Source organism: Bradyrhizobium sp. CCGE-LA001, from assembly GCF_000296215.2.
Lineage (GTDB): Bacteria > Pseudomonadota > Alphaproteobacteria > Rhizobiales > Xanthobacteraceae > Bradyrhizobium.
This window is the reverse complement of the sequence record NZ_CP013949.1, coordinates 4,723,611-4,750,194: the sequence shown is the minus strand read 5'-3', so window position 1 is coordinate 4,750,194 and position 26,584 is coordinate 4,723,611. Positions and strand designations below refer to the sequence as shown.

32 protein-coding genes are annotated in these 26,584 nt (G+C 65.0%); 23 read left to right on the top strand and 9 right to left on the bottom strand.

All coding sequences use genetic code 11. The features are described from left to right. Window positions 1-74 precede the first annotated feature (74 nt). Window positions 75-266 carry a hypothetical protein gene (locus BCCGELA001_RS22080; protein ID WP_008548811.1) on the bottom strand — a complete coding sequence of 64 codons (192 nt, stop codon included), beginning with the start codon at window positions 264-266 and terminating at the stop codon, window positions 75-77. 53 nt (window positions 267-319) lie between these two features. Further along, window positions 320-724 (bottom strand): response regulator, encoded by a 405-nt coding sequence (locus tag BCCGELA001_RS22075; protein WP_008548809.1) that lies wholly within the window; start codon window positions 722-724, stop codon window positions 320-322. Between the two features lie 88 nt (window positions 725-812). Between BCCGELA001_RS22075 and BCCGELA001_RS22070 the strand changes: the two genes are divergently transcribed. Both BCCGELA001_RS22070 and BCCGELA001_RS22065 read left to right on the top strand, forming a co-directional pair. Further along, the gene (locus tag BCCGELA001_RS22070; RefSeq protein WP_008548807.1) at window positions 813-1,820 is read left to right on the top strand and encodes a chemotaxis protein CheB; all 1,008 of its coding nucleotides are present in this window, start codon (window positions 813-815) and stop codon (window positions 1,818-1,820) included. Window positions 1,821-1,830: 10 nt separating this feature from the next. Beyond that, window positions 1,831-2,118 carry a hypothetical protein gene (locus BCCGELA001_RS22065; RefSeq protein WP_008548805.1) on the top strand — a complete coding sequence of 96 codons (288 nt, stop codon included), beginning with the start codon at window positions 1,831-1,833 and terminating at the stop codon, window positions 2,116-2,118. On the opposite strand, the gene BCCGELA001_RS37265 is transcribed toward BCCGELA001_RS22065, so the two are convergent. Then, the gene (locus BCCGELA001_RS37265; RefSeq protein ID WP_144441411.1) at window positions 2,063-2,263 is read right to left on the bottom strand and encodes a hypothetical protein; all 201 of its coding nucleotides are present in this window, start codon (window positions 2,261-2,263) and stop codon (window positions 2,063-2,065) included. The genes BCCGELA001_RS22065 and BCCGELA001_RS37265 overlap by 56 nt on opposite strands. Window positions 2,264-2,447: 184 nt before the next feature. Between BCCGELA001_RS37265 and BCCGELA001_RS22055 the strand changes: the two genes are divergently transcribed. The 3 genes from BCCGELA001_RS22055 to BCCGELA001_RS22045 all read left to right on the top strand — a co-directional run bounded on the left by BCCGELA001_RS22055 (window position 2,448) and on the right by BCCGELA001_RS22045 (window position 6,794). Then, the gene (locus BCCGELA001_RS22055; RefSeq protein ID WP_060736312.1) at window positions 2,448-5,618 is read left to right on the top strand and encodes a CheR family methyltransferase; all 3,171 of its coding nucleotides are present in this window, start codon (window positions 2,448-2,450) and stop codon (window positions 5,616-5,618) included. Further along, window positions 5,618-6,376: a Crp/Fnr family transcriptional regulator gene (locus BCCGELA001_RS22050; protein ID WP_060736311.1), complete on the top strand. Its 759-nt coding sequence runs from the start codon at window positions 5,618-5,620 to the stop codon at window positions 6,374-6,376. The genes BCCGELA001_RS22055 and BCCGELA001_RS22050 overlap by 1 nt, the downstream gene beginning before the upstream one ends. Window positions 6,377-6,611: 235 nt before the next feature. Next, window positions 6,612-6,794, top strand: coding sequence for a hypothetical protein (locus BCCGELA001_RS22045; RefSeq protein WP_008548789.1), 183 nt, complete (start codon window positions 6,612-6,614; stop codon window positions 6,792-6,794). Window positions 6,795-6,959: 165 nt separating this feature from the next. On the opposite strand, the gene BCCGELA001_RS22040 is transcribed toward BCCGELA001_RS22045, so the two are convergent. Then, on the bottom strand, window positions 6,960-7,244 hold the full coding sequence (locus BCCGELA001_RS22040) for a hypothetical protein (protein ID WP_008548786.1): 285 nt from the start codon (window positions 7,242-7,244) through the stop codon (window positions 6,960-6,962). Between the two features lie 276 nt (window positions 7,245-7,520). Between BCCGELA001_RS22040 and BCCGELA001_RS22035 the strand changes: the two genes are divergently transcribed. The 6 genes from BCCGELA001_RS22035 to BCCGELA001_RS22010 all read left to right on the top strand — a co-directional run bounded on the left by BCCGELA001_RS22035 (window position 7,521) and on the right by BCCGELA001_RS22010 (window position 10,590). Beyond that, window positions 7,521-7,727 carry a hypothetical protein gene (locus BCCGELA001_RS22035; RefSeq protein WP_060737774.1) on the top strand — a complete coding sequence of 69 codons (207 nt, stop codon included), beginning with the start codon at window positions 7,521-7,523 and terminating at the stop codon, window positions 7,725-7,727. A gap of 2 nt (window positions 7,728-7,729) precedes the next feature. After that, the gene (locus BCCGELA001_RS22030) at window positions 7,730-7,930 is read left to right on the top strand and encodes a hypothetical protein (RefSeq protein ID WP_008548782.1); all 201 of its coding nucleotides are present in this window, start codon (window positions 7,730-7,732) and stop codon (window positions 7,928-7,930) included. Between the two features lie 61 nt (window positions 7,931-7,991). Then, window positions 7,992-9,068, top strand: coding sequence for a flavodoxin family protein (locus BCCGELA001_RS22025; protein WP_008548780.1), 1,077 nt, complete (start codon window positions 7,992-7,994; stop codon window positions 9,066-9,068). Next, complete coding sequence (locus BCCGELA001_RS22020) at window positions 9,065-9,967, top strand: NAD(P)/FAD-dependent oxidoreductase (protein WP_008548778.1); 903 nt, start codon at window positions 9,065-9,067, stop codon at window positions 9,965-9,967. Before BCCGELA001_RS22025 ends, BCCGELA001_RS22020 begins: the two co-directional genes overlap by 4 nt. Window positions 9,968-10,059: 92 nt before the next feature. Next, window positions 10,060-10,389: a four-helix bundle copper-binding protein gene (locus BCCGELA001_RS22015; RefSeq protein ID WP_060736310.1), complete on the top strand. Its 330-nt coding sequence runs from the start codon at window positions 10,060-10,062 to the stop codon at window positions 10,387-10,389. Window positions 10,390-10,401: 12 nt separating this feature from the next. Then, complete coding sequence (locus BCCGELA001_RS22010) at window positions 10,402-10,590, top strand: hypothetical protein (protein ID WP_008548775.1); 189 nt, start codon at window positions 10,402-10,404, stop codon at window positions 10,588-10,590. 9 nt (window positions 10,591-10,599) lie between these two features. On the opposite strand, the gene BCCGELA001_RS38175 is transcribed toward BCCGELA001_RS22010, so the two are convergent. Beyond that, complete coding sequence (locus tag BCCGELA001_RS38175; protein ID WP_193409732.1) at window positions 10,600-10,857, bottom strand: hypothetical protein; 258 nt, start codon at window positions 10,855-10,857, stop codon at window positions 10,600-10,602. Window positions 10,858-11,129: 272 nt separating this feature from the next. On the opposite strand from BCCGELA001_RS38175, the gene BCCGELA001_RS22000 reads away from it, so the two are divergent. Further along, window positions 11,130-11,504 carry a hypothetical protein gene (locus BCCGELA001_RS22000; protein WP_060736309.1) on the top strand — a complete coding sequence of 125 codons (375 nt, stop codon included), beginning with the start codon at window positions 11,130-11,132 and terminating at the stop codon, window positions 11,502-11,504. Between the two features lie 3 nt (window positions 11,505-11,507). Here the strand turns inward: BCCGELA001_RS22000 and BCCGELA001_RS21995 are convergent, their stop codons facing one another. After that, window positions 11,508-12,845 (bottom strand): polysaccharide deacetylase family protein, encoded by a 1,338-nt coding sequence (locus BCCGELA001_RS21995; RefSeq protein WP_060736308.1) that lies wholly within the window; start codon window positions 12,843-12,845, stop codon window positions 11,508-11,510. A 180-nt stretch (window positions 12,846-13,025) separates the two neighbouring features. Beyond that, on the bottom strand, window positions 13,026-13,796 hold the full coding sequence (locus tag BCCGELA001_RS21990; protein ID WP_060736307.1) for a polysaccharide deacetylase family protein: 771 nt from the start codon (window positions 13,794-13,796) through the stop codon (window positions 13,026-13,028). A gap of 115 nt (window positions 13,797-13,911) precedes the next feature. Here BCCGELA001_RS21990 and mgtE point away from each other — a divergent pair, with 115 nt between their 5' ends. From mgtE to BCCGELA001_RS21970, 4 genes are all read left to right on the top strand, one after another. Beyond that, window positions 13,912-15,333: a magnesium transporter gene (mgtE, locus tag BCCGELA001_RS21985; protein ID WP_060736306.1), complete on the top strand. Its 1,422-nt coding sequence runs from the start codon at window positions 13,912-13,914 to the stop codon at window positions 15,331-15,333. A 182-nt stretch (window positions 15,334-15,515) separates the two neighbouring features. After that, window positions 15,516-15,818 carry a helix-turn-helix domain-containing protein gene (locus tag BCCGELA001_RS21980; RefSeq protein ID WP_008548733.1) on the top strand — a complete coding sequence of 101 codons (303 nt, stop codon included), beginning with the start codon at window positions 15,516-15,518 and terminating at the stop codon, window positions 15,816-15,818. A 141-nt stretch (window positions 15,819-15,959) separates the two neighbouring features. Further along, complete coding sequence (locus BCCGELA001_RS21975; protein ID WP_008548730.1) at window positions 15,960-16,778, top strand: aldo/keto reductase; 819 nt, start codon at window positions 15,960-15,962, stop codon at window positions 16,776-16,778. A 49-nt stretch (window positions 16,779-16,827) separates the two neighbouring features. Next, on the top strand, window positions 16,828-17,784 hold the full coding sequence (locus BCCGELA001_RS21970) for a hypothetical protein (protein ID WP_060736305.1): 957 nt from the start codon (window positions 16,828-16,830) through the stop codon (window positions 17,782-17,784). A gap of 1,011 nt (window positions 17,785-18,795) precedes the next feature. Here BCCGELA001_RS21970 and BCCGELA001_RS21965 read toward each other — a convergent pair. Then, entirely contained in the window at window positions 18,796-19,509 is a 714-nt protein-coding gene (locus BCCGELA001_RS21965) for a DUF599 domain-containing protein (protein ID WP_060737773.1), read from the bottom strand. A gap of 122 nt (window positions 19,510-19,631) precedes the next feature. Here BCCGELA001_RS21965 and BCCGELA001_RS21960 point away from each other — a divergent pair, with 122 nt between their 5' ends. The 4 genes from BCCGELA001_RS21960 to BCCGELA001_RS21945 all read left to right on the top strand — a co-directional run bounded on the left by BCCGELA001_RS21960 (window position 19,632) and on the right by BCCGELA001_RS21945 (window position 22,449). Next, window positions 19,632-20,294, top strand: coding sequence for a glutathione S-transferase family protein (locus BCCGELA001_RS21960; RefSeq protein ID WP_008548715.1), 663 nt, complete (start codon window positions 19,632-19,634; stop codon window positions 20,292-20,294). A 304-nt stretch (window positions 20,295-20,598) separates the two neighbouring features. Beyond that, complete coding sequence (locus BCCGELA001_RS21955; RefSeq protein ID WP_128926196.1) at window positions 20,599-20,802, top strand: hypothetical protein; 204 nt, start codon at window positions 20,599-20,601, stop codon at window positions 20,800-20,802. A gap of 159 nt (window positions 20,803-20,961) precedes the next feature. Further along, window positions 20,962-21,966 (top strand): hypothetical protein, encoded by a 1,005-nt coding sequence (locus BCCGELA001_RS21950; protein ID WP_060736304.1) that lies wholly within the window; start codon window positions 20,962-20,964, stop codon window positions 21,964-21,966. A 42-nt stretch (window positions 21,967-22,008) separates the two neighbouring features. After that, on the top strand, window positions 22,009-22,449 hold the full coding sequence (locus BCCGELA001_RS21945) for a DUF1489 family protein (protein ID WP_060736303.1): 441 nt from the start codon (window positions 22,009-22,011) through the stop codon (window positions 22,447-22,449). Here the strand turns inward: BCCGELA001_RS21945 and panC are convergent. Continuing rightward, complete coding sequence (gene panC / locus BCCGELA001_RS21940; RefSeq protein ID WP_060736302.1) at window positions 22,446-23,297, bottom strand: pantoate--beta-alanine ligase; 852 nt, start codon at window positions 23,295-23,297, stop codon at window positions 22,446-22,448. The genes BCCGELA001_RS21945 and panC overlap by 4 nt on opposite strands. Before the next feature lie 280 nt (window positions 23,298-23,577). Between panC and BCCGELA001_RS21935 the strand changes: the two genes are divergently transcribed. The 3 genes from BCCGELA001_RS21935 (at window position 23,578) to BCCGELA001_RS21925 (ending at window position 26,574) form a co-directional block, all read left to right on the top strand. Further along, window positions 23,578-24,501: a division plane positioning ATPase MipZ gene (locus tag BCCGELA001_RS21935; protein WP_060736301.1), complete on the top strand. Its 924-nt coding sequence runs from the start codon at window positions 23,578-23,580 to the stop codon at window positions 24,499-24,501. A gap of 345 nt (window positions 24,502-24,846) precedes the next feature. Next, complete coding sequence (locus BCCGELA001_RS21930) at window positions 24,847-25,707, top strand: alpha/beta fold hydrolase (protein ID WP_008548666.1); 861 nt, start codon at window positions 24,847-24,849, stop codon at window positions 25,705-25,707. A 123-nt stretch (window positions 25,708-25,830) separates the two neighbouring features. After that, window positions 25,831-26,574, top strand: coding sequence for a hypothetical protein (locus BCCGELA001_RS21925; protein ID WP_060736300.1), 744 nt, complete (start codon window positions 25,831-25,833; stop codon window positions 26,572-26,574). Window positions 26,575-26,584 lie beyond the last annotated feature (10 nt).

Here is a 26,584-nt window from a genome sequence, read left to right as displayed (position 1 = left end):
TGTGCCTGGCGGTGACCGCCTGGCTCGCCTTTGCGCATCTGCTCTGACCGTCGATTACACGCAATTCGCCAAAGTCAGTGGTCGCGGCCGGCCCTCTGGCGGTCACGAGGCGTCGGCTTGCCGCGCTCCTGCTCCAACTCGTCACGTAAGCGCTGCGCGCTCACGAGGTGGTCGCTGCTGCGGAGCAGCGCCATGGCCTCGCGAACCAGCTCGCGAGAATGGCTCAGCAACTGCTTGTCGACGGCGGTATCGGGTGCATAGATCATCGATCGTTCCTTCTATCTCGTGATTGCGGCGAAGGAACACGCCTCGTTGCGTGTCAAATGCTCGGGCCGGCCATGAGCGCAGCAAGCTTCTGTGCCATGACAACCACATCAATCGGCTTCTCGAGAAGCGGGACGTCCTGAAATTCCGGACCGACAGTGATCTTGTCATATCCGGTGGTGAACACGAAAGGCACCCCACGCGCCCTCAATTCGCGCGCGATGGGGAAGATCATATCATTGCGGATGTTCACGTCGAGCACTGCGGCATCCAAGACGCCGCCATCGTGCAGGATCTTGAGTGCGTCTTCGAGATCACCGGCCGGTCCGGCGACCTCCGCGCCAAGCGCGCGGAATGCCTTGCCGATGTCGTCGGCGAGGAAATATTCGTCCTCGACAACGAAAATGCGGCGTCCCGTTAATTGGATGTCTTGACCTGACTGGGTGGGGGATCTCGCCATGGCGTCCAGCTTCGCTTCAGCCCCAGGAACATAAGACGGCGCCCCGCCTTGGTGCAAATTGCAAACGACGCAATCAGAGGCGGGTTCCATGAGCAACCGCGACATCATCGTCATCGGCGGCTCGGCCGGCGCCACCCAACCATTGAAGCAGATCTTGGCCGGGCTTCCGGCAGATCTGCCGGCCGCCATCTTCATCGTCCTGCACATTCCTGCGCAGGGCATTGGCATCCTGTCGACGGTCGCCAGCAGTACCGCCAAGCTTCCGGTGCGGCAGGCCGAGAACGGGATGAAAATCGAGCCGGGCCAAATCTACATTGCCGCGCCCGACCATCATCTGCTGCTCGCTCAAGATCACGTTTTCCTCGGCCGCGGGCCGCGCGAGAACATGGTCCGTCCCGCGATCGACGCCCTGTTCCGCTCGGCGGCCCTTTATCATGGGCCGCGCGTGATCGGCGTGCTCCTCAGCGGCCTGTTGTCGGACGGTGCGGCCGGTCTCAATGCCATCAAGCGCTGTGGCGGAATGGCCGTGGTGCAGGATCCCGCGGATGCCATTTCCGACGAAATGCCGTTGCGGGCGATGGAGGCCACGACGGTCGACCTCTGCGTGCCCGGCGCAACCATGGGCGACGTGCTGTCCGAATTGGCCAGAGAGCCGGCTGGGGCTGTTTTGCCGATCCCCCCTGAGATCAGACTCGAGGTGCAGATCGCCGCCGGGGAGCGCATCGGCAGTGATAACCTCGTGTCGCTCGCCGATCCCGTCGCGCTGACCTGTCCGGCGTGCGGCGGAGTGCTGTCCGAGGTCAAGGACGCGCGACCGATGCGCTTCCGCTGCCAGGTCGGCCATGCCTTTACCGCCGATATTCTCGCCAAGGAGCAGGAAGGGCGCGTGGACGAAGCCTTGCGGGTCGCCCTGCGCATCATCGAGGAGCGCGCCGAGCTGGTGCAGCGCATGGCCGCCGACGGGCGCCGCAGCGGCCGGCCGGCGGTCGCCGAAATGTACGACGCAAGGGCAACTGAATACCGTGAGTATGCCGACATGATCCGGCGTGTCGTGCTAAAATCGCTCGACCCCCCGGTTCGCAAGCGGGAGGGTTGAGGGCTCTGCCATGGCCACGACACTTGCCGAATGGACCGAGCAGCTTGATGCCGAGCAGCGCCTGCTGGTCAAGGCCGACAAGGATATCGACGAGGGCGCGCAGCGCGTCCGCGATCAGGAAGAGCGCATACGTGACCTCATGGCAGACGGCCACGACACGCGCCAAGCGGAGCGGCTGGTCGGCCTGCTCAGGCAGACATTGATCGAGTGGGAGCGCCACCGCATCTTGATCAAAGAGCGCATCATCTATCTTCGGCAGCAGGTTGATTCGGAGCCGCCGGGCGGACCGGCCGCCTGACCTCGGCGCCGAGCTCGAACATGTGCGTGAGCTGCGCCTCCACGCGGCGGCGCCAGCGATCGTTCTCGTCGAGCAGCCGGCGCGCGGTCTCGGTCGCCTCCTCGGCCCGGCGGATCAAAGCCGCGAGCTCTTCGGACATGGGCATGACAAGTTCCTGCGCTAACGGGGAGTATGGACCCTCGGGCCTAAGCTGACAACGCTAAGCCCGTAAATCGGCAGGAGCTGCGGGACATTTTCGCCTTTGATCTGTTGGGATAATATTGAATTCTGCTATTGGCAGGAGCCGGGCGGCGGTCGGTCCCGGTGAGCCAAAGAGAGCTACCCGAGTCATGAATGAAGTCAGCGACCAGACGGTCGATGCAGAGCGCCAGGTCAAGGCCCCGCTGATCATTGGCGTCGGTGCCTCACCAGGCGCCCTGGACAGCATAGAACGCTTCTTTGCCAAGCTGACCGTAGCAGCCGATCAGGCCATCGTGCTGGCGCTTCAGCACCACGAGGCCTTTGACGAGCCGCGGCTGCGCGGGCTCTTACAGGGATCTAACGGCGGTAAGCTCACCGACATCCGGGACGGCCATGCGATCGAAGGCGGCACGATTTATCTGTGTCCGCCGGCGATGATCACCACGATCCAGGGGGATCGCTTCGCCATCCGCAAGGCCGAGCAGGCACCGGGCGAGCGCGCCACCATCGACAGCTTCCTGGTCTCGCTGGCCGAAGAACGCGCCGAGCAATCCATCGGCGTCATCCTCGCCGGTACCGGTGGCGACGGCACGCTCGGCACGGCGACGCTGAAGGACCATGGTGGCCTCGCCATCGCCGAAAAGGTCGCAGGCCCCGAGGAGGCCGATCACCTCGTCGACGGCAACACGCCCGCCGCCATCGCCGACTACGTGCTGCCTCCGGAGGACATTCCTGAGCACATCCAGGTCTATGCCCGTCACCTGCGCCGCCTGGAGGAAAAGCAGGGCTTCGACGAGGTGCTGGCCGCGGCCGCGACCTCGCTGTCGCGCATCGCCGACATCCTGCGCAACAAGACCGGCAACGATTTCCACGGTTACAAGCAGAACACGTTCCTGCGCCGCGTGCAGCGGCGCATGCAGGTCGTGCAGATCGACGAGATCCCGGCCTATGTCGATTTCCTGCGGAACGACAAGGACGAGACGCTGCACCTCTTCAACGATCTGTTGATCGGCGTCACCGAATTCTTTCGCGACAAGCGCGAATTCGAGGTGCTGGAGACCCAGATCATCCCGAAGATCTTCGAGAACAAGGGCGCGGGCCAGCAGGTGCGCGTTTGGGTGCTCGGCTGCGCCACCGGCGAGGAAGCCTATTCGATCGGCATCCTCCTGCGCGAACACATGGCGCGGATGGATTCCACGCCGCAAGTCCAGATCTTCGCCACCGACATCGACGGACGGGCGCTTGCGACCGCGCGCGTCGGCCGCTATCGCACCAATATCGAGGCGGACATGACCGGCGAGCGCCTGGCGCGCTGGTTCGTGCGCGAGGGCGACACCTATTGCGTGGTCAAGGAGCTGCGCGAGATGTGCATCTTCTCGCAGCATAACGTCATCAAGGATGCGCCGTTCTCCAAGCTCGACCTCATCTCCTGCCGCAATCTGCTGATCTATCTCAACGCCGAACTGCAGAACCGGGTGATCCCGCTGTTTCACTTCGCGCTGCTGCCGGAACGCTACCTCTTTCTTGGCAATTCCGAGAATGTGACGCGGCACCCGAAGCTGTTCGCGCCGGTCGACCGCCGTGCCCGCATCTTCAAGAAGCTCGAGACCGGAACGCGGTTGCCGCCGGAGTTTCCGATTACGACCGCGGCTGGCAGGGCACCGGTCGAGGTGCCGCCGGTTCGCTCGTTCGGACCCGATGTCGGGCTCGAACGTCGCGCCCAGCGCATCGCGGAACGTTACGCGCCGGCCTATGTCATCACCGACGACAATTTCCAGATCCTGCACTTCTCGGGCCGCACGGGCCGCTACATCGAACCGACGGCCGGTACCGCGACCCTCGACCTGCTCCAGCTCGTACATCGCGACATCAGGCTGGAATTGCGTGCCGCGCTCGGCCGTGCCGCCGAGACCAACGAGCCCGCTCATGCCGAGCAGGTGCAGCTCGGGGTCAATGGTCATCGCGTGCTGGTCGACATCACCGTCGAGCCGATCCAGGAGGGCGCGGGCGGCCACCGGAATTTCGTGGTGCTGTTCAAGGACGGGCCAGTGCGGCCGGTCGAGAGGGACCAGAGCAATCCGAACGCGCTGGTTCGCACCGAACATGTCGAGCGGCTCGAAAGCGAGCTGCGGGCCACGCGCGAACGCCTGCAGGCCACCATCGAGGAGCTCGAGAGCACGAACGAGGAGCTCAAATCCTCGAACGAGGAATATCAGTCGCTCAATGAGGAGCTTCAGTCTGCCAACGAGGAGCTCGAAACCTCGCGGGAGGAATTGCAATCGGTCAATGAGGAGCTGACCACCGTCAACGGCGAGTTGGCACACCGCGTCCAGGAATTGACGCGCGCCACCAGCGACCTCAAGAATTTCCTCGAAAGCACCCAGATTGCGACGGTGTTCCTCGACAATGATCTTCGAGTGATGAACTTCACGCCAGCGATCACGCAGGTCCTGCATCTCGTGGAAACCGACGCGGGGCGCCCGATCGCGCACATCAAGGCGCGCATCCCGATCGAGGAGCTCTACGACGACGTTCGCCGCGTGCTGCGCACGCTCGCGAGCGCCGAACGCGAGCTGAGCGCGCCGGACAGCGGCACGCGTTATATCGTCCGCATCCTGCCTTATCGCAGCATCGACAATTTCATCGCCGGCGTCGTCATCACCTTCATCGACGTCACCGCGATCACTCGCGCCGAGGAGCGGCAGCGCCTGTTGCTGGCCGAACTCCAGCATCGCGTCCGCAACACGCTGGGCGTGGTCCGCTCGATTGCCCGCCGCTCGGCGGAATCGAGCGCCACCGTCGAGGAATACGCCTCCCATCTCGATGGCCGGCTGAACGCGTTTGCGCGCACGCAGGCGCTGGTGACCCGCGATCCCGAAGGCGGCGTCGATCTCGAATATCTCGTGGTGGAGGAGCTGCTCGCCTACAATGCCCGTGAGGGCGAGCAGATGCGGGTCTCCGGCGCCAGGGTGCGCTTCCAGCCCAAGGCGGCCGAGACCTTCGCGCTTGCGATCCACGAGCTCGCGACCAATGCGCTGAAGTACGGCGCCTTAAGTCAGCCGAGCGGGCGCATCGAGATCTCCTGGCGCATCGACGAGAGCAGGGAGCCGGCAGAGCTGGTGTTCGAATGGCGCGAGCGGGGCGGGCCGCCCGCGAAGGCGCCCCCGCGGAAGGGCTTTGGCACCGAGCTTCTGGAGCGCACGCTGGCCTTTGAGTTCAAGGGGCAGACCACGCTCGCCTATAACGCCGCGGGACTGCAATGCACCATCACGATCCCCCTCAGCAAGCGCACATTCCATACACCGGTAGTGGCTGACTGATGTCGTTGTCGTCGTCCGATCGCAGGGTGGTGGAGCCGGTCATTCGCCGGCTGAGTGCGCTAAGGCCGCTGTCGGCAGAGGCCCGCGCTTCGCTCGAATACGCAATGATCGAGGGCTTGCAACGCGCCGGGTCGGCCGAGGACCTGATCTCCGAAGGAGATGCCGTCGACAGCGTCCGCGTCGTATTGTCGGGCTGGCTCTGTCGGTACAAGACACTGGAGGACGGTCGGCGCCAGATCGTCAACTTCATCTTCCCTGGCGAGAGTTGCGACGCGCACGCATTCCTGCTCTCGACGATGGACCATTCCATCGCGACGCTGACGCCGGTGACTTATGCCGAGGTCAAGCGCGCCCGCTTCGAAAGCCTAGTGGCGAGTGATCGCACCCTTGCGGAAGCGTTCTGGTGCGAAACCCTCGTCAACAACGCCATTCAGCGCGAATGGGCGATCAATCTCGGCCGCCGCGTCGCGCTGGAGCGCGTGGCGCATCTGTTCTGCGAGATCTTCGAGCGGCTTCGCCCGGTCGGGATGGTCGATGGCAATTCCTGCATCATGCCGATCACGCAGATGGATCTTGCCGACGCCACCGGGCTGTCGGTGGTCCATCTCAATCGCACCGTCCAGGAACTAAGGGGTACGGGCCTCATCGTGCTGCGCGAGCGGACGCTCACCATTCCAGATCTCGATGCCCTCAAGGACGCGGCGCTGTATTCGCCGAGCTATCTGCAGCTGTATCGAGGGGCGGAAGCGCCGCGATGAGGCCGATTCCTGAGGCGACTCGGCCGGCATATCCTTCGCTGGACGACTAACATAGGTTAGTCCAATGGACGTGCCGTCTGCTTCAGCAGGCGCTTTCATTCACATGCAGTTGAACAGCGTTGTGTGAACTTGTGAACTTTCAATCCAAGTTAGTCAGTGCATCTTTTTGAGTAATCGGCTCGGAATAACTAACCTATGCGAGGGCGGATGGGCACGCTCCGTCGCAGGATGGCTGATGCCCGACGCCCTGTTAGCCCGCTCCATACGCGCCATCGAAGAGAGCCAAGCCCTTCGGGAGCAGCACCGGCTGTTCATGAATCATTACGGCGAGACCGTGAGTGATTTGCGGGTCGCCATCATGGATAGCGCCATGCTCCGCTCGGAGATCAAGGCTCGCCGGGACAACGAGGAGCCCTGATCGCGATCTGGGATGTCCACCGTCCGCGCTCCAGCTGCACGCGCCGGGAACGGGTTAGATGTCGGCGCGTACCGATGCGCTGATGTCGTGGGCAGAAACCGGAAAAATGAGCGCCACGTCCATCGTTCCCCGTTGTGTCCGGTTGTCACCCGGCGGTGCAAAGTGTCAACGCCGCTTGGCGGACTTGGTTCGCCGATTGTAGGGCGAGCGGTTGACCGGCCGCAGCGAAATTCCTTCGCGCTGGGCCTTGCTGCGAATAGCGGCGACCGGGCGCTGAAGCTTGATGCTCATGACGCCGGTCGGCGTGTTGCCTTTCGCGAGCTGCTTCAGCTTGCTCACATCCGCAGGCGACCAAGGTTGCCGCGCGCGGCGCTTGTACACGGGATTGGCCTTACGTGGTCCCTTGCGGCCGATCGGTGAGCCCGGCCGTTTCCATGCTGCTTTCGCCATGATGATCCTCCTTCAAGTCGTGCTCGCAACTCGTTCTTGAACATACGAATCAGTATTTCGGTTCCGGCGCAGCGGCAGTCGGGTAGCGTCTCTCGCGGACGCGAAATCACGCGGCGTTAACTTATTGAAATGATGGAACCGCAAGTTGCGGCGGAAGCTACGAACGTTGCCGGACCGAGCCGCCCGTTCGGCAAGCGACAAGCGACTCGGGCCCCGGTGCCCAACCTCCCGCCGGGGCCCAGCTCTTTTCCAACCGCAATGAGCGTGAAAGTCCAAATGACCGCCAAACGTAACCGCAGGAAACAGACCCAATCGCTCCAGGAGCGTCTCGCGACATTCGCCGAGAAGGCTCGCGAGCGCGCGCTCGCCCTGCCGCCTGGCAAGGAGCGGGAGATTCTGTTGCAACGCGCCAAGCAGAATGAAGTGACGTCGAACCTGACTGACTGGCTGAGCGCACCGGTTTACCCGAGACGAGGAGACTGACAGTGGGGAGCATCAAGCACTACCGCGCGTTTCAGATCGATCCGGACGGGCATGTGTTCGGATGCATCAATCTCGTCTGCGACAATGACGAGCAGGCCAAGCGTGAAGCCGCCGCGCTCGTCCTTGTCCACCGCATCGAGCTGTGGCGGCTCGACCAGCGCATCGCGCGCTTCGATACGCCGCAGGACGTCGTGCGCCAATAGGTCTTGGGAACCGCGCGCAGCGCCCCGGGTTGGTCGGATACCGACTTCGCCAGGAGCCTGCATGACGGAAGCCGACGTTCGCAAGGGGATGCCGCCCGTCAAGCTGTCGCGCGAGGAGTTCGAGCGGCGTTACAGGAGCGGGTTCGTCGATCCCGCCTTTGCGCCGTTGCAACGCGAGCTCGATGCTATCGTCGGCGCCGCCTGGGACGCCTACAGCCATTCGCGCAAGGCGCCGAAGACGCGAAAGGCGGGGCCAGGCTTCGCTGATCCCGACTACGATATCGCCATCGACTGGCTGGACGCGCGCGCCAGGATCCTGGAAGCGCAGCGGCGGCACGACGATGCCGACGAGACCCCGCGCATTCTCATCATCAACGGCTCGGCCCGCAGCGAGCACACCTGTCCCGGCGAGATGTCGAAAACCTGGCGACTTGTCGAGCTGGCCGAGCCTGTTTTCGTCGAGATGGGATTTGCCGTCGACCTTCTCGATCTGTCGCGGCTCGCCTCGGAGTTCGGCAAGAACATCCACCCTTGCAAATCCTGCGTCGGCACCGCGATGCCGCTGTGCCACTGGCCGTGCAGCTGCTATCCGAACTATTCGCTGGGACAGACCGGCGACTGGATGAACGAGATCTACCCGCTCTGGGTCGCAGCGCACGGCATCCTGATCGTGACACCGGTGAACTGGTATCACGTCCCTGCAGGCCTCAAGGCGATGATGGACCGCATGGTCTGCGCCGACGGCGGCAATCCCGATCCGACCTCGACCCACGGCAAGAAGGCCGCGGAGGCCAAGGCCATGGAGCTGAAGGGCTGGTCCTATCCGCGCCATCTTGCTGGCCGCCATTTCGGCCTCGTCGTCCACGGCGATGCCGTCGGCGCCGAGGGCGTGCGCCGCGCCTTGTCGGACTGGCTCACCGACATGCAGCTGATCTCAGCGGGCCGCTTCGCCGAGCTGGACGGATACCTCGGCTACATGGAGCCCTATGCGACCTCGCATCGCGCGCTCGATGACGACAGAGAATTCCGGCAGGAGGTGCAGAATGCAGCGCGCGCGCTCGGCAACGCGGTTCGCCTGGCGCGGAGCGGGCAACTAGAAGACCCAGGCGCCCGCCTTGCGGATCCAAACCCGAAATGACCAGCGCGCCTCCGCTCGATTGCCTGATCGTCGGGGGCGGCCCCGCCGGGCTGATGGCCGCGATCTACCTCGCGCGTTTCCGCCGCAGCGTCTGCGTCGTGGACGCCGGTGCGAGCAGGGCGGCGCTGATCCCGCGCAGTCACAACGTCCCGGGGTTCGTCCACGGCCTGTCCGGCCCCGAGCTGATCGATCGCATGTCGGCGCAACTGGAGGAGCTCGCCGTTACGCGCGTGACGTCCGAGGTCACAGCCCTGCAGCGGCATGAACGCGGCTTCCGTGCAACATGGGACGGCGGCTTGCACGACACCGCCACCGTCATTCTCGCCTGCGGCATCGTCGACACCCATCCGCCGTTCGCCGAATGGCGCGCGGCGGTCGCGGACGGGTTGCTGCGCTACTGTCCGATCTGCGACGCCTTCGAGGCGCGCGGCCGCCATATTGGCGTCGTCGGCCCACTCGACCGTGCTGCCGGCAAGGCGCTGTTCCTGCGTGGCTACTCGCAAGACGTGACGCTGCTCGCAATCGGGCCGGATGACGCAAAAGCTGCCACCTCGGAGCTGTCCGAGGCGGGTGTCGGAATCGTGTTCGCGCCCGAGCTGCAACTGGCGCGGAGAGGCGAGGGCGTCGAAGCACTCTTCGCGGACGGTCGCACGGCGCAATTCGACATGATTTATCCCGTGATGGGCGCAGAAGTCCGTTCGCAGCTCGCGACGGCTCTCGGTGCCGACCACACCTCGGATGGCCATCTGAAAGTCGACGACCATCAGCGCACCTCGATCGAGGGTCTCTATGGCATTGGCGACGTCGTCACCGATCTGCACCAGATCTCGGTCGCCTTCGGCCACGCCGCGATTGCCGCCTGCACGATCCACAATAGCTTGCCGCGGCGTCTTGCCTAGCCACACGTCACAATCGACCGGAACCAGGAACGAACTGAAGTGCAGAGCCTTGGTTGGGCGGGACAGGGGTGACGCGCAACTGGAGACAACGGATGGCTCAATCCGAAGACATGACCCGCTGCATCGGCCTCTGCATGAGCTGCTACCAGACGTGCCTTGGCACGGCCATGAACCACTGCCTCGAGACCGGTGGCAAGCACGTCGAGCCGAAGCACTTCCGCCTGATGATGGCCTGCGCCGAAATGTGCCGGACGGCCGCGCATTTCATGCTGATCAACACGCCGCATCACAAGCACACCTGCGGTGAATGCGCCGAAATCTGCACCGAATGCGCCGAGGATTGCGAGCGGATCGGCGGCATGGACGAATGCGTCGCGATGTGCCGCTCCTGCGCTCAATCCTGCCGCGCGATGGCGGCCTGAGGGACGAAGCCCATGCTGGAAGAAAAGCTCAAACAGGCCATCATCGACGAATTGAACCGGCAGGCGGCCGACCGGCCCCAAGCGCTGAAGATTCAAGGCGCGGACGCCGCGCAAGACTCGGAGGAGCTGACCGTCAACGGCAAGGTCGATCTTGGCGCGCTGGTCATGGTGGTCGCAGGATCGGTTGCCGGCGGTCCTTAATCCGCCGCGTCAGCCATATTCCTCGCCGATGCCGTACTCCCGGTAGATCTCCAGCGGGTCGAGGTCTGGGAAGAGGCGGCATTTGGCCTGCGCGAGGTGCAGGCTCACGGCCGCCGGCTCCTTACCGTTCGAGAGCAGCTTGCGGATGTCGTCCATATGCGCGTTCGGCCGGTGCTTCGGCGCGAGCTGCTCCAGCGCGACCAGCGCGGTCGCGAGGGCCTCGGTCAGCACCCATTCGTCGTGGCCCGTGATTCCCTTCTTCGGCATCGGCAGACCCCACATGTGGCGACGGTCGATAGTCTATCGCGACTTCAGCCAAATCGCCATTGAACCGTTGCGGGCCGGCCGCGTGCCGTCAGCTTGCATTATGGCCGCGTGTGGCTAAAAGGCGGCGAGTTGCGGCGCGATAGTATCTTTGTTGAAACAAACTCGGCGTAGATGCGCCCGCACGGCACTCCAGGCCGGCCGTTCCGGTCTGGGCCCCTGATCCCGTGCGCGCTACGCTTCCGTTGCGCGACCCCTTCAAGGCTCGAGCCACCATGGTTTTTCTCAGCTTCGTCTACCGCTTCCTCACCAATTTCGCGTTCATGGCGGTGGTCTATTTCAGCTTGAACTTCATGGAGAAGTATCCGAACCGGGCGATCCTCGCGATCCTCGTGCTGGTCTATGCCGCCATGCGCGCGGCCTCGACGCTGCGCGCGTTCTACTTCTTCCAGAAGATCGAGAGGCTGGAGGCCGAGACGCGGCGGCTACAGGCGCCGATCAACGACGGTTCGGGCGGAACCACCGCGCGCAAGCAGGTCGTCGCCGACGTTGCGCGGCTGCGGCGCGACGGCGAGCTCAAGTCCTATATGGACCTGTTCTTCCTGGCGCTAATCGTGCTGCTCTGCGTTGCCGCCATCATGCGGCAGTAGAACTCACGCACGCTTCTTCAGGCTGGCGACGCGGGTCGGACGCGGCGCGGCGCTCTTGGGCAAAATGCTTGTCGGCGCAGCGCCGGCGGCCTGTGCAGCGTGCTTGGGTGTGCCATGCGCAGCATGCGCCGTCCGGTGGCCCTGCGGCTTGACCTGCGACCCGGCTGTCTTGCCCTTTGCCACCTTGTCCTTGCCGAGACGAGGCCTTTCCGCCGCCATCGCAAGCCGCGTCGCGGCGCGCCGCGACAATGTCGTCGACAGCAGCACCTCGACCGAGCCCTCCGGGATCGCGAACAGATCGCGGCCGGGCACGGGCAGGACGGATGCGACGTCCATCCGGCCCTTGGTCCGGCGCGGCAGCAGCGACTGATGCTCAGCCTGCGCATTGAGATCGGCGAGCAGGGGCGCCGGCAGCGTCTTGGGCTGTGCGAACACGAAGTTCGGCACGCGCGGCCAGCGCGCGATCGGCGTCGTCTCCGTCGGCGGATGAAGCAGCCATTCCACCGGCGTCGTCGGCGTCGCCGGCCGGTCGGCGGTCGCCGGCACCACGTGCACGATGCGATAGCCCTTCGCCTTGAGGTCGCGGATGATCTTTGGCAGCGCCGCCACCGTGCGGGCCTGGATGTCGTGCAGCAGCAGGATGCCCTTGCCCTTGGCCTCCAGCCGCTGGATCGCGAGCTGATAGACGCGATCGGACGAGACGGGTCGCCAATCGTCGGCCGGGAAATCGGCGCTCCAGACCTGGATGCCGCGGGAGATCAGCAGGTTCTCGACGCCTTCGGCGCGCATCAAGCCGGGAATGCGGAAGAACGGCGCCAGCTTGGACGGATCGGTCATCGCGGCCTTGGTCCATTCGATGCCGCCATTGATCTCGGCTTCGGCCTTCTCGACCGGCATGCGGTCGAATGTCAGCGGATGGTCCATGCTGTGGGTGCCGACGGTGTGCCCGGCCGCGACCAGCTTGCGCACGCCTTCCGGATTGGCCTTGGCCTGGTTGCCGACGATGAAGAAGGTGGCCTTGATGCACTCGTCCGCGAGGATCTGGAGCACCTGGTTGGAATATTTCGGTATCGGACCGTCATCGAAGGTCAGGACCACTTCATGGTCCTTCAGCGGCAGCGTCTCGCGGTACTGCATGGTGCCGATCAGCGGATGCTCGCGCGGGTCGACCACGAGGGTCCGGGACGTGCCGAGCGCATCCGGGCGACCCGGACAGTCGGCTGCGAGCGCCGCCGAAGAAGCGGTGGTCAGCAATCCCAACGACAGGCCAAGGGATAGGCTAAGGGATAGGCCAAGGGCGGTCCACGATCGCGTCCGCAAAACAACGCCACTTCCGATCATGAACCTTCGTCTGCCCCCATATGCGATTGCCGCCTAAGTAGGTCGGAGACATCAGGAAACGGTTCAGGCGCGAAGCACCCTTTCCGTCACAAAGTCCCCCTCCATTTGGACGGGGTAGCATGAACAGAGTGTTAATTGGCCCGAAATCACCCCATTTTGCGCTGCCGTGACATTCCGGCATCAGCGCGCATCGGCATTCTTTGATGTGCCCGCGGGCACGATGTGAACCACCCGATAGCTGTTTTCCCTGAGATACCGCAGGAAGGCCGGCATGATCGCCGCCGTGCGCGCCTTGGAGTCGTGGAAGAGGATGATGCCCTTGCCCGCGGCGGCCAGGCGTTCGGTGACGAGCTTCAATTCCTGCTCCGGCGTGATCTCGGTCCAGTCGCTGGCCCACAGGTCGGCGCCGAACACCACGATGCCGCGGGTCTGGAGCAGGTCGAGCAGCGCCGGCGTCGATTCGAAATAGGGGAAGCGGAAGAACGGTGTCGAGGGCGTCGTCGTCGAGGCGCCCTTCAGCGCCATCTCGTCGGCCGCGATGCCGCGGTCGATCTCGCTCTTCGCCTTGTCGAACGGGACCCGCGCCATGAACGGATGCGAGAAGGTGTGATGGCCGATGGTGTGGCCTTCGCGCGCGATGCGCTTGACCATGTCCGGATGCTGGGAGGCGTGCAGACCGATCAGGAAGAAGGTCGCGCGCACGCATTCCTGCGCCAGCGCCGCCAGCACCTTCGATGTCGTCGGCGGGTTCGGCCCGTCGTCGAAGGTCAGCACGACCTCGCGATCGGCGAGCGGCAGCGTCTGCGGAAAGCTCTTCAGGCCCACGCGCGGGGTGGTTCTGGCATCGACGCTCAACACCCGCGAGGTGCCGAGCGCGTCCTTGCGCGGGCACTCGGCGGCTTCGAGCGTGCCCGTGCAGACGACGCCGGCCAGCACCGCGCCCAGCGCCATCGAGGTCCATTGCGGCCGAGGCATCTTTGTCATTGCGCTCGCAGTTCGCTTGTGGGTATTGGCTGACCGTCAGCCCAGACCATCTGATCCAACCTGTCGAACGGCGAGGCGCGCCATGGATGAACATATGGACGTTGCCCCATCCGCCGCGGATTCGGTACTCGACCACGTGCCGATGCGCAACGAGGACGGCGATATCAGGCACGAATTCGTCGAGGAAATCGCGCGTGCGATTGAGGCGGCAGACTCGGCGCAGCTGCGCGCGATCGTCGCGGAGCTGCACGAGGCCGACCTCGGCGACCTCATCGGCGCATTGCAGCCCGACGACCGCGTCCGCCTGGTCGAGCTGACCGGGCGCGACTTCGACTTCTCCGCGCTCAACGAGGTCGACGAGGCCGTGCGCGAGGAGATCCTCGAGGAGCTGCCGCCGGAGACGGTCGCGGAAGGTGTCCGCGAGCTCGAATCCGACGACGCGGTCGAGCTCTTGGAAACCCTCGACGCCAAGGACCAGGAGGAAATTCTCGAGAAGCTGCCGCTGAAGGAGCGCGTCGCGCTCGAGCGCAGCCTGCTTTATCCGGAGAATTCCGCCGGCCGCCGGATGCAGACCGAGTTCATCGCCGTGCCCCAGGAGTTCACCGTCGGCCAGGCGATCGACTATATGCGCGAGACGCCGGATCTGCCCGACCGCTTCTACGAGATCTACGTCGTCGACAAGGACCAGCACTGGCAGGGGGCGGTGCCGCTCGACGTGCTCCTGCGCGCCCGCCGCCCGGTGCCGCTCACCGAGCTCACCGACGAGGATCGCCGCCGCGTCTCCGTCCTGGAGGACCAGGAGGAGGTGGCGCGCATGTTCGGCAAGTACAATCTCGTCGCCGCACCCGTGCTCGACACCCAGGACCGCCTGGTCGGCGTCATCACCGTCGACGACGTCGTCGACGTCATTGAGGAGGAGGCCGACGAGGACCTCAAGGCGCTCGGCGGCGTCACCAGCGACGAAGAGCTGTCGGACACGTTTCTCACCATCGCGCGCGGCCGCTTCAACTGGCTGCTGGTCAATCTCGCCACCGCCTTCCTCGCGTCCTCGGTGCTCGGCCTGTTCGAGGGGCAGCTCGAGAAGATGGTCGCGCTCGCCGTCCTGGCGCCGATCGTGGCGAGCCAGGGCGGCAATGCCGCGACCCAGACCATGACGGTCGCGGTGCGCGCGCTCGCGACGCGCGAGCTCGGCTCCTTCAACGCCTGGCGCGTGGTGATGCGCGAGGCGCTGGTCGGCCTCGTCAACGGTCTCGCCTTCGCCGTGATCACCGGCATCGCCGCGGTGGCCTGGTTCAAGATCCCGGGACTCGGCATCGTCATCGGGCTTGCCATCATCTGCAACCTCGTCGCCGGCGCGCTCGGCGGCATCCTGATCCCGATGGCGCTCGACCGCGTCAGGGCGGACCCTGCGGTGGCGTCCGGCACGTTCGTCACCACCGTGACCGACGTCGTAGGCTTCTTCTCCTTCCTCGGCATCGCGACGCTCTGGTTCGGATTGAAGTAGCAGGACGCACGCTCGTGTCCCGGGCGCGCTGCAAAACGCCTCTTCGCGTTGCTGCGCAGAACCGGGACCCAGTCGGCTGCACGGCACCGTGGTGTGCGTCCGGGCCACGAGACCACATGTGCGGTCAGCTATCTTTAATCCGAACTTAAGCGACCTGCCGCATCATCCCCGTGCTTGGGGGAATGGGCATGCGGTTGCGGCTGAAGGCGGACGGACGGATCGTCGAATTGCGGGACGGGCAGGAGTTTCCGGTCCAGCCGGCGGCCGATGCCGCGCCGGCGGTTGCCAGCTCGCTCGCGGTACGCGATCTGCGCCGCCGAGCCTGCCTCACCCAGATGGAATTCGCCGCAAAGCTCGGCGTCCCCGTCGAGACCATCCGCAACTGGGAGCAGGGCAAGCGCGCCCCGCGGGGACCGGCCCGCGCGCTGCTCGCCGTGATCGCACACGCGCCCGATACGGTGTTCCAGGCGCTCGCCAAGGTCTGACGCGAACCTCTCGTTAGGCTTGCCATCAGTCTTGCACCGAAATCCGGCCCCGGCTGCTGCGCAATCGTTGGCAGCGTCATGGGCCGAGTCCATAATGTCGCCTGGATGATCTCGGGGCTGCCGCAACAGTGAGGATTCCTCATGCTGTTCGTCGAGGCCAATGGTGCAAGGATTCCGGCGATCGGGCTGGGGACCTGGGAGCTGAGCGGAAGGCTTGCCGCCCGCGTGGTCGAGCAGGCGCTGCGGCTCGGCTATCGCCACATCGACACCGCGCAGGCCTATGAAAATGAGCGCGAGGTCGGCGACGGCTTGCGGGCCTCGGGCGTGCGCCGCGACGATATCTTCCTGACCACGAAAGTCTGGACCAACCATTTCGCGCCTCATGACCTCGAGCGTTCGGTCAAGGAGAGCCTTGCCCGCATGCGGCTTTCGAACGTCGACCTGTTGCTGCTGCACTGGCCCAATTCGCACGTGCCGCTGGCGGAGACGCTCGGCGCGCTGTCGCATGCGAAGACGATGGGCCTGACCCGGCACATCGGCGTCTCCAATTTCACGGTGGCGCTGATCGAGCAGGCGGTGGCGTCGTCACCCGAGCCGCTCGTCTGCAACCAGGTCGAATATCATCCTTATCTGAACCAGGCGAAGGTGAGGGCGGCCTGCGATCAGCACGGCCTTGCCCTCGTCGCCTACAGTCCCATCGCCAAGGGGCGCATCAAGACCGACCGGACGCTCGCGGAGATCGGCCGCACCCATCGTAAATCGCCGGCACAGGTGTGCCTGCGCTGGCTGGTGCAGCAGAATGTCGCTGCGATCCCGCGCACCTCCCGCGTCGAACGCCTGTCCGAAAACATCGAAATCTTCGATTTCGAGCTGTCGGACGACGAGATGGGCCGGGTCGCCGCGCTCGCCAATCCGCAAGGCCGCCTGACCGATTTCGGCTTCGCGCCGAAATGGGATTGAGGGGAGCCTGGGGTATGCTAGGACCGCGGCGGCAACCCAAGATCGGTCGATGGAACTGCGGAAGATCATACGGGCGGACATTGCGGCGTCCGCAATCGCGCATCTGACGCTGGTGGCGCTGATCATCGTGATCAGCGAGGTCCATCCGTTTCATGCCGCGCCGACCGAGACCGTGGCCGTCGACATCGTCACGCCCGAACAGGTCAAGGAGGAGATCAAGGAGCAGGAAGCGGCAAAGGAGAAGCAGCCGGAGCCGCCGCCCGACCTGAAGCTGCCGAAGCTCGATTCCACCGACAAGTCCGAAGCAGCGTCCAAGCAGCAGGCCGCGCCATCGCCGCAGGCTTCGCCCGAGCCGCAACCTTCTGAGCAGCAACGTTCTGCGGAGCAACGGACGCCGCCGCAGCCTTCGCCGCCGCAGCCGAGCGAGGCCAAGGCGCAGCCGCAACAGCTCCCGCAGGCCCAGCCTCAACCGATGCCGCAACCGCCGCCGCAACCGATGCAGCCGCCACCCATGCAACCGCTGCCGTCACAGGCGATGCAGCAGCCCACGACCGTGCCGCCGCCGGCCTACCAGACGCCGCAGCCAGACGTCACCGTCAAATACGGCGTCATGCTCGGCCTGCCGCCCGAATTGCCGACGGAGCTGCCGAAAGACGCCTCCAAGGACGACGGCGGCGACGCCAAGGATTCGATCGCCGCCAAGCTTCCCCCGGAGGTCATCGCCGCGCTGCGCCGTCATCTGAGAAGCTGCGCCAAGCTACCGGCCGGGGTCGTTCCGACCGACAACGTCAACATCAAGCTGCGCGCGGTCTTCGCCACCGACGGCACGCTGTTGCGCGAGCCGATCCTGATGGCGGCTCCGCCATCCGCGAAGGGCGTGGCCATCGTCAAGTCCGCCATGAGTGCGCTTCAGAACTGCCAGCCCTACAAGATGCTGCCGGCCGACAAATATGGAGAATGGAAGGTGTTGGATCTTCCGTTCAGCCCACGGGATTTCGGCGGGTAGCGTGTGTGTGTCGCCCTCAGTCAATCCAGATTCGGAAAAATATTCCGCTTTACCGAAATTCGGAAACGGCGTATGTGATGTCCATCCCGGCTCACCCTTGAGGGGCGGTCATGTTGTCGTGTGATCGCAGAGCCGGGCTTGCGGTGGACGCAGCAGCGTCGTGCGCGAAAGCCAAGGGCAGGGCGGATTGCTCTCCGTGAGCCCTTCGCATCGCGTGGACGAGCGGCGCTGTCAGGTTCGTCGCGTCATATTCCGAGGGCAAGGTGCACAACGCCGTCGGACCCTGTGGCGCCAACGAACCGTGCGTACGGCAAAACCGTGTGGTCCTGGCCGTCGTTGCTACGGTCAAGCTCTTGCGGATGCGGCACTAGCGTCAACCGGCGCGGGGACGGTGAATTCCGTGAGGGGGAGGGAGGCCAGAAGGAACTCGGCTCCCGGGAGAGCGCGGCATAAGCCGTCCGACCATCGCGCAGGGAAGGCCGTGTGTTGGGCTTCACCTGTATGCTGCTGTGCGGTTTTCTGCGTGTGCCTTTTGCGCAGCGGACCGCGGGTGCCGCCGGCACCCGGCCTTCCCTGCGCCCTCTTGGGTTTTGAGGGTGGAGCGATCAAGCAAAGCTCGGGCCGAATTGAGCCGCGAGGCCGCGAAGCCGTGTCTATAGCCATACACTCAGTGTCATCGTCCGCGAAGGCGGGCGATCCAGTACTCCGAGACAGCAGTGATTGATCGAGACGCCGCCGCGTACTGGATTCCCCGCCTTCGCGGGGAATGACAGCGTTGATTAGGGGCCAACCCTGCCGCCTCATACTCCGTCATTGCGAGGAGCTCGCGACAAAATTGCGTAGCAATTTTGCGCTGATGCGACGAAGCAATCCAGAATCCCTCCGCGGAAAGACTCTGGATTGCTTCGCTGCGCTCGCAATGACGTGGAGAAAGCATGACCCACACTCCGCTCCGTGCCCGGCTCCGCGCTGCAACTTAGGCGCGTTACGCTTGTCCGGAACACGAGTGCTTCAATGACCGCGCCTGGTCTCCCCGCCATCCGCTACCTCCGGCGCCATCGCGGCCCACGCGCTCGACGCGAACTGTCGGCGCCAGGTCACGACCACCACCGCGGCCGTCGTCACGAACAGCACCCAGGGGCTGACGAACCAGCCGAGATAGCCGAGCGCGAAAAAGAAGGCGCGCTGGCCGCGGTTGAAGTGGCGGCCGGCGGATTCGAACAGGCGCGAGGTGCGGATGACGTGGGCTTCGGCCTCCAGCGTGTCGCGCTGGTCGGCCGGCGGCATGCCGCCGAACAGGATCGCGACGTAGTTGAACAGGCGGTAGGCCCAGGCGAATTTGAAGAAGGCATAGACGCAGATCAGCACGAGCCCAACGCATTTCAGCTCCCACATCGCCGGCGACGTGCTGAGATCGACCGGCAGCTTGCTCAGGATCGTGATCGCATCGTTGGTGGCGTGCAGCAGCGCCAGTGCGCCGCCGAGCGCGAACAGGCTGGTGGAGGCGAAGAAGGCGGTGCCGTTCTGGAGCGAGGCCATGATCTGCATGTCGACCATGCGGGTGTCGCGGTCGAGCAGGCGGCGCACCCAGACTTCCCGATAGCGGTTCATGCGCGCGGACAGGCTGTCGCGTCCATAGACCGAATGCTCCAGCGTCAGCGCATAGACCAGCCATTCGACGATGAAGAAGCCGACGGCGGTGATGTCGACCCAGTGCCTGCTCATGTCCGTCTCCTTGCGGGCCGCAACGATTGCCACGCAGGGCAAGACGCAGCAACGATTGATTGGGGGCAGGCGATGGCGCTAAAAGCGGCTCCCTCCAGGACGCCTCGGGAAGGACTGCTGACATGGCTGCACTGAAACTCGCGATCGGCAACAAGAACTACTCGTCATGGTCGATGCGGCCCTGGCTCGCGCTGCGCGCCAATGACATCCCGTTCGTGGAGACCGTCATCCCGCTTTACACGGACAATCCCGCCGACAAGGAGCAGATCCTGTCCTTCAGCCGCGCCGGCAAGGTGCCGGTGCTGGTCGACGGTGACATCACGGTGTGGGATTCGCTCGCCATCATTGAATACATCGCCGAGCGTTATCCGGAGAAGAAGCTCTGGCCCGACGACGTTGCCGCGCGCGCCCACGCCCGGTCGGTGTGCGCGGAAATGCATTCCGGCTTCATGGCCTTGCGCAACGAATGCGGCATGAACCTCCACCGCCCCGTGCGGCCCGTGACGCTGTCGGCGGACGCCAAGGCCAATATCGCGCGCGTGCAGGAGATCTGGCGCCAATGCCGCACGCGCTACGGCGCGGGGGGACCGTTCCTGTTCGGCCGCTTCGGTGCGGCGGATGCGATGTACGCACCTGTCGTGCACCGCTTCCGCACCTACGCGATCGAGGTCACGCCCGAGACCAAGGCGTATATGGAGACGATGCTGGCGCTGCCGGCGTTCCAGGAATGGACCCGGGACGGCCTTGCCGAAACGCTTCGCATCGCGAAGTTCGAGGACGCCTGATCGCTGGCCCGAACGGGGGAGGCCGATCCGCGTGCTGGCTCACCAATTGTGCCGCGGACCGGCGCCGCCATCGATTCCCTCAAGGCTGCGACACCGGGTGCGACATGTCCGCCGGACCGGGCGCTCCGGCGGTATCACCGGCCCGCCCGCTCTGTTGTTATCAGTCTGAAAAGACTGCAAAAATTACGCATTTGCCATGCGGGCATGGCGCTGGCCAAAACGGCCTTCCGCATGCTATACAGCAGCTGGGTTTCCGGCCGGCCATCGCAGTGGGACCATGGGCGAGGCAGGCGTTGTTTGAGTAATGGAGAGGGTGTTGAAGCACAAATTCCCCGTGGGAACGCGCGTATTGTTCACGGCCAGCAACGTCGCGCGTCCGGCTGCCAGCGGCGCGTATGAGATCATCCGTCTCCTGCCGACCGAAGGCGACGATTGCCAATACCGGATCAAGAGCTCGACCGAAGCCTTCGAGCGTGTCGCCAAGGAAAGCCAGCTCGCGCTCTCCTGAAGACTGTCGCCATCAGCGCACTGGCGCCTCCCGGGGAAATTGTATCCTCTCGCCGTTAAAAGGCCCGGTTCACCTTCACAAGGTGGGCCGGGGGCAGTTGCCGACTCGCGGTGCTCGCTTTGACCATCCGCGCTTTGCTCGCGTGAGGGAACGTCGCGCATGAACTGGGCATGGGCCACTTCGCTCGACCAAATCTGGCGCTCGCCGGCGTTCTCGATGGGGATGACGCTGGCAGCCGCCGGATTCTTCGGTTTGATCCTGCTGGTCACGATGCTGCGCGCCGACAGATCGGTCGCCAACGGCGCACTTGCCGTCGTCACGCTGCTCGCCCTCGCCGTGACGGTGCCCACCACCATGCACCTCTATGGATCGGAGGGGCAGGGTGCGCCGGCGGAGTTGCGGACGCATGCTGCGGTGACGGCGAGCCTGCCTGCGCTGTCCTGTCTCGACGATCTCGCCGGCGATACCGTCGCCGCTGGCTGCGAGCGGGCGCTGTTCGGCGCGCCTGATGCGGCGGCTGCGGCCGTCTCCCACACCGCTGCGAGGATCGACCGGCTGACCGCGCTCGGCGACGTCGCCGCGGCCGAGAAGAGTCTGACGACCGACATGAAGGCGCTGCGCAAATCGCTGGAGCGCGACCGCTACGGCCTCGTCGCGCATGTGCTGGTCGCGCGCGACGGCTGCACGCAGTTCGACTGCGCCGCGTTCCGCTCGCTGACCGACCAGCGGCAGGTCGCTGCCAACATGGAATCCCATCTCTACGACACGCTGGTCGCGCGCTATGCGCCGACCTGGAATGCTCCCGCAAACGTGCTGGCGATGCCGGCCACGGCTGCGCTGGCCGGATTGCCGCCGTCGATGCCGACGGGCAAGCCGACCAATGCCGAGTTCCCGAGCGCCTCGTCGACACCGCCCGTCAGCATCATGAATCCGGAGCCCACGGCGTCGACGCGCCCGGCGGCACCCGCTGCAAATGCAGCCGCAGCGCCCGCACCGCGCGCACCGGCAGCGACCTCGGCGCAGGCCGCAGCTCCCGCCGCACCGGCTGCCGCGAAGAAGCCGCCGCCGGCACCGAAGGCCGCACGTGCGCCGACCGCCGCACCGGTTCCGCTGGCGCCACCGCCGGCCTCGACGGTCGCTCCCGCAGCTGCGGATAACGAGTAGATCGGCATTCCAAATGCGTGGCTGCCCGGCTAATGCTGAGGCATGCCGCTACATCTGATCAAGCTCGCCGTCGGCTGCGACTCCGTCAAGGAATTGAAGGAGTGGATCGCCGAACGGATGCAGACCGCCAAGAAGAAAGGTCTGCCGCAACGTCACATCCACATCACCCGCATGGTGCCCAAGCGCGACGCCGAGATCCTGGCGGGCGGTTCGCTCTATTGGGTGATCAAGGGCGAGATCGCCGCGCGGGAGAAGATCATCGGCATCGAGCCGTTCCGCGACAAGGACGGCATCGGGCGCTGCCGGATCGTAATGCAGCCGAAGGTGATCTCGGTATCGCCGCGGCCGATGCGCCCGTTCCAGGGCTGGCGCTATCTCACCGACGATTCCGTGCCGGCCGATCTCGGCAAGTCCGCCGCAGGCTCGATCGCTGCGATGCCGGAGCCGATGCGGCGCGAGCTGCGCGATCTCGGCCTGCTCTAAACCGCGATATTGTCGATCAGCCGTGTGCTGCCGAGCTTGGCCGCGACCAGGAGCCGCAACGGGCCGTCCTTGCGCGAGGTGACCGGTGCCAGCGTTGCCGCATGGCGCACCTCGAAATAATCGAGCACGAAGCCGGCCGCCTTGATCATCTCGGCGCCGCCCGCCATCGCCGGCGCGATGGCATCGCCGGCCTTGATCCGCCGCGCGCTCTCCTTCATGGCGCGGTAAAGAGTGGGGGCGGTCTGCCGCTCCTCGGGTGAGAGATAGACGTTGCGCGAGGACATCGCGAGTCCGTCGCGCTCGCGCACGGTGCGGGAGCCGATCACCCTGACGCCGAGGTCGAGATCGCCTGCCATCTGCGTGACCACCCGCAGCTGCTGGAAATCCTTTTCGCCGAAGATCGCGACATCCGGCCGGCATTGCGTGAACAGCTTGCCGACGACGGTGGCGACGCCGCCGAAGAAATGCGGCCGGAAGCGGTCCTCGAGCCCGGCCAGTGCCGGCCCTTCCGGCACGATGCGGGTGGCAAAGCCCTCCGGATACATGGCGGCGACGCCGGGATGCCAGACCACATCGACGCCCTCGGCCGCGAGCTTGGCGATGTCGGACTTCCAGGTGCGCGGATACGCGCCGAAGTCCTCCGTCGGGGCGAACTGCGTCGGGTTGACGAAGATCGACACCACGACGCGACTCGCGCGCCGCTTGGCGAGGCGGACCAGCGACACATGCCCGTCATGGAGCGCGCCCATGGTCGGGACCAGTGCGATCGTGGCCTTTCGCTTGCGGAGATTGTCGACGGCGCGGCGCAAGGCGGGGACCGTGCGGGCGAACAAGGGGCTTGAAGACATCAGAACTCGACGGGGGTTGGGAATCAGTGCGGGTGAGGCGGGCTCGACCGGCTAACCTTAACAAGCGGCGATCGTAGACGCTATGCATCCGGATGCGGCACAGCATCCGCGCAAGGCCGCGCTGATTGTCGCGACATTGTGGCTGGACCACAGATGAATATTGGCGCCGCGATTCATCATGAGGAACGACGCTCTGCAATTTGCATGACCTGTCACGCATTTCACTTGACCGCAGACGCAGTCAACTCGAAGATATTCGTTAGGGGTGTCGAGGATCACTATGCTTGTGCAGGCTAGCCAAGGCCAATCGGGCTCGGCGCATGTGGTCGTGCTCGGCAACGAGAAGGGCGGCTCCGGCAAATCGACCACCGCCCTGCACATCGCGGTTGCGCTTCTGAAGGCCGGTCAGCGCGTCGCCACCATCGACCTCGATTGCCGCCAGCAGAGCTTCACGCGCTACATCAGCAACCGGTCCGCCTGGGCGCGCCGTACCGACCTCCACCTCGAACTCCCGGTGCATCGCTGCATCAAGCTCGGCGAGACCATGCAGATCGCCGAGAATGAGAATTCCGAGTTCCAGCAATTCATGGAGGCGGTCTCGGCGGTTGAGAGCAGCTTCGACTTCATCGTCATCGATACGCCAGGCACCGACAGCTACCTGATGCGGCTCGCCCATTCGATGGCCGACACCTTGGTGACGCCGATCAACGACAGCTTCCTCGACTTCGACGTGCTCGGCACCGTCGATCCCACCAATTACGCGGTCACCGGGGAGAGCCATTACGCCGAGATGGTGCGCGACGTCAGGCGCAAGCGTCGCCAGCTCGACGGCGCGACCACGGACTGGATCGTCGTGCGCAATCGCCTGTCCATGCTCGGCTCCCGCAACAAGCAACTGGTCGCCGAGGGGCTGAAGGATTTGTCGCTGCGGCTCGGCTTCCGCTACGTCGACGGCTTCGCCGAGCGCGTCGTCTATCGCGAATTCTTCCCGCGCGGCCTGACCGCCCTCGACGAGATCGACGAGGCCACGCTCGGCATGCGGCCCAATCTCGGCCATCTCACCGCGCGGGAGGAGGTGACGGGCCTGCTCCGCCAACTCAAGCTGCCGCTCGACGAGCGCGGCCGCCGCCGCGCCGCCAATCGCGCCGAGTGGTTCAATCAGGTCGATAAGCCGCTCGAAGTCCACGACGTCCTGGGCGCCTGAGGCCGGCGGTATATTGCTACTTCTGCTCGGTCCGCGCGGCCGTTTTGCCGCGGGAACCCGCCCGGCGCCCGACGCGTTTTCATCCGACGGTTACTGCAAATCGAACCCGATCGACACCGGTTGCGTCAGATGGGGACCTGCACCCAGACGTAGCCCTTCTGAGAACGGGGTGCTCACGAAACGCGTGCAACGCACAATGAAAGGGCTGCCAGGTCACAATATTTAGCCTTCCTGTCACGCTGCTGTGACATATATTAGGGAATAGGCGACAAGGGGACACAGAGCCCCGGAGAACACGATTTTCAACAGGGATCAGGCCGCAAGAGCCTGCGGCTGAGGACGAAAATGAAGCGTGGAATTGCCGTTCTGGTTTCCGTCAGTGCCCTCTGCGGCATCGCCTATTTCACGGCGAGCAAGTGGGCGATCAAGCACGAGACCATCACCTTCTACGACGCTTCGCGCGACAATCGTCCCGTGCCCGTCCAGGTCGCGGTGCGCCGCGACAAGGAAATGCAGGCCAATGCCGGCATGATCACGCTGCCGGTCGCCGTGATCAACCATGGCAACACCGTCAAAAACACCGAGTACGGCTTCCTTGCCAACATCTTCGCTGCGCGCGGCTACATGGTCCTGAGCCCGCAACATGATCTGCCGACCGATCCTCCGATGGTGACCAAGCCGGGCGAGCTCTATGTCGGCCGCCTGCCGCAGATCCTGCGCGGCGTTGCCAACATTCATCTCGCGATGCAGGAGATGAAGAAGGTTCAGCCCAACGCCGACTACGACCAGGTGACCATGGTCGGCCATTCCATGGGCGGCGACATCACGATGTACTTCGCCAAGCAGTATCCGGATGAGGTCAAGAAGGTCGTCACGCTCGACAATCTGCGCGTTCCCTTCGTCACCGCGGGCAAGTTCAAGATCCTGTCGTTCCGCTCGACCGATCCGCAGTTCAAGGCCGATGCGGGCGTGATCCCCACGGACGAGGAATGCGAGAAGGCGGGCATTCAGGTCGTGAAGACCGAATTCCAGCATAACGACATGCGCGACACCGGTCCGGATGCGGCCAAGAACTCGATCCAGAGCATGCTCGACAAATTCTTGAGCATGACCGACAGCGAGGTGAGACCGGTCGACACGCAATCGTCGCCGCCCAAGATACTCGAGCCCGGGCCGGTCGCACTGATGGCGCCTGCCAAGAGCTGACGCCTTCCTCGACATCGGCACTGATTCCAAAAGCCTCCGCCGGCATCTGCCCGCGGAGGCTTTGCACATTGACCGGGCTAAACGTGCTCACCACATGAATCGCCCAGGCAGGATTGAGCAGAGATGTCGGGCGAACCTACCAAGCCGCGCGGTGATGCCGTCTCGACGAAGACCGGCGCGGTGCCGCAGGCCGGTACCTCGACCTCGGAGGACATTGCCGCCTTCGTCGCCAAGGCGCGCGCGCTGTCACCGCATGCGCCCGGGGCGAAAGGACGGCTGATCTTCGCGCTGGATGCGACGATGAGCCGGCAGCCGACCTGGGACATGGCCTGTGCACTCCAGGCCGACATGTTTCGCGAGACCGCAGCGCTCGGCAGTCTCGACATCCGGCTGGTCTATTATCGCGGTCTCGACGAGTGCCGCGCCACCGCGTGGATCTCCGATAGCGCGAAGCTCGCGGCGCTGATGAGCAAGATCGATTGCCGCGGCGGCGACACCCAGATCGGCAAGGTGCTGAGCGAGGCGAGGCGCGAGGCGGTCGCATCCGGCGTGCGTGCCGTGGTCTTCGTCGGCGATGCGATGGAGGAGAGGGTCGACGAGCTCTGTGCCAAGGCCGGCGAGCTCGGCATGCTCAAGGTGCCGGTGTTCGTGTTTCAGGAGGGCCATGACGCCGTGGCCGAGCAGGCCTTTCGCGAGATCGCGCGCTTGACTGGTGGGGCCTGGTGCCGGTTCGATCCCGGTGCTGCGGCGCAGCTGCGCGAGCTGTTGCGGGCCGCCGCGGCTTACGCGGCCGGCGGCCGCGACGCGCTGTTGGCATTGGCGAAGACGGCGAGCGGCGCAGCCAAGCTGATCGGCCAGATGAAGTAGCGATGGTGCG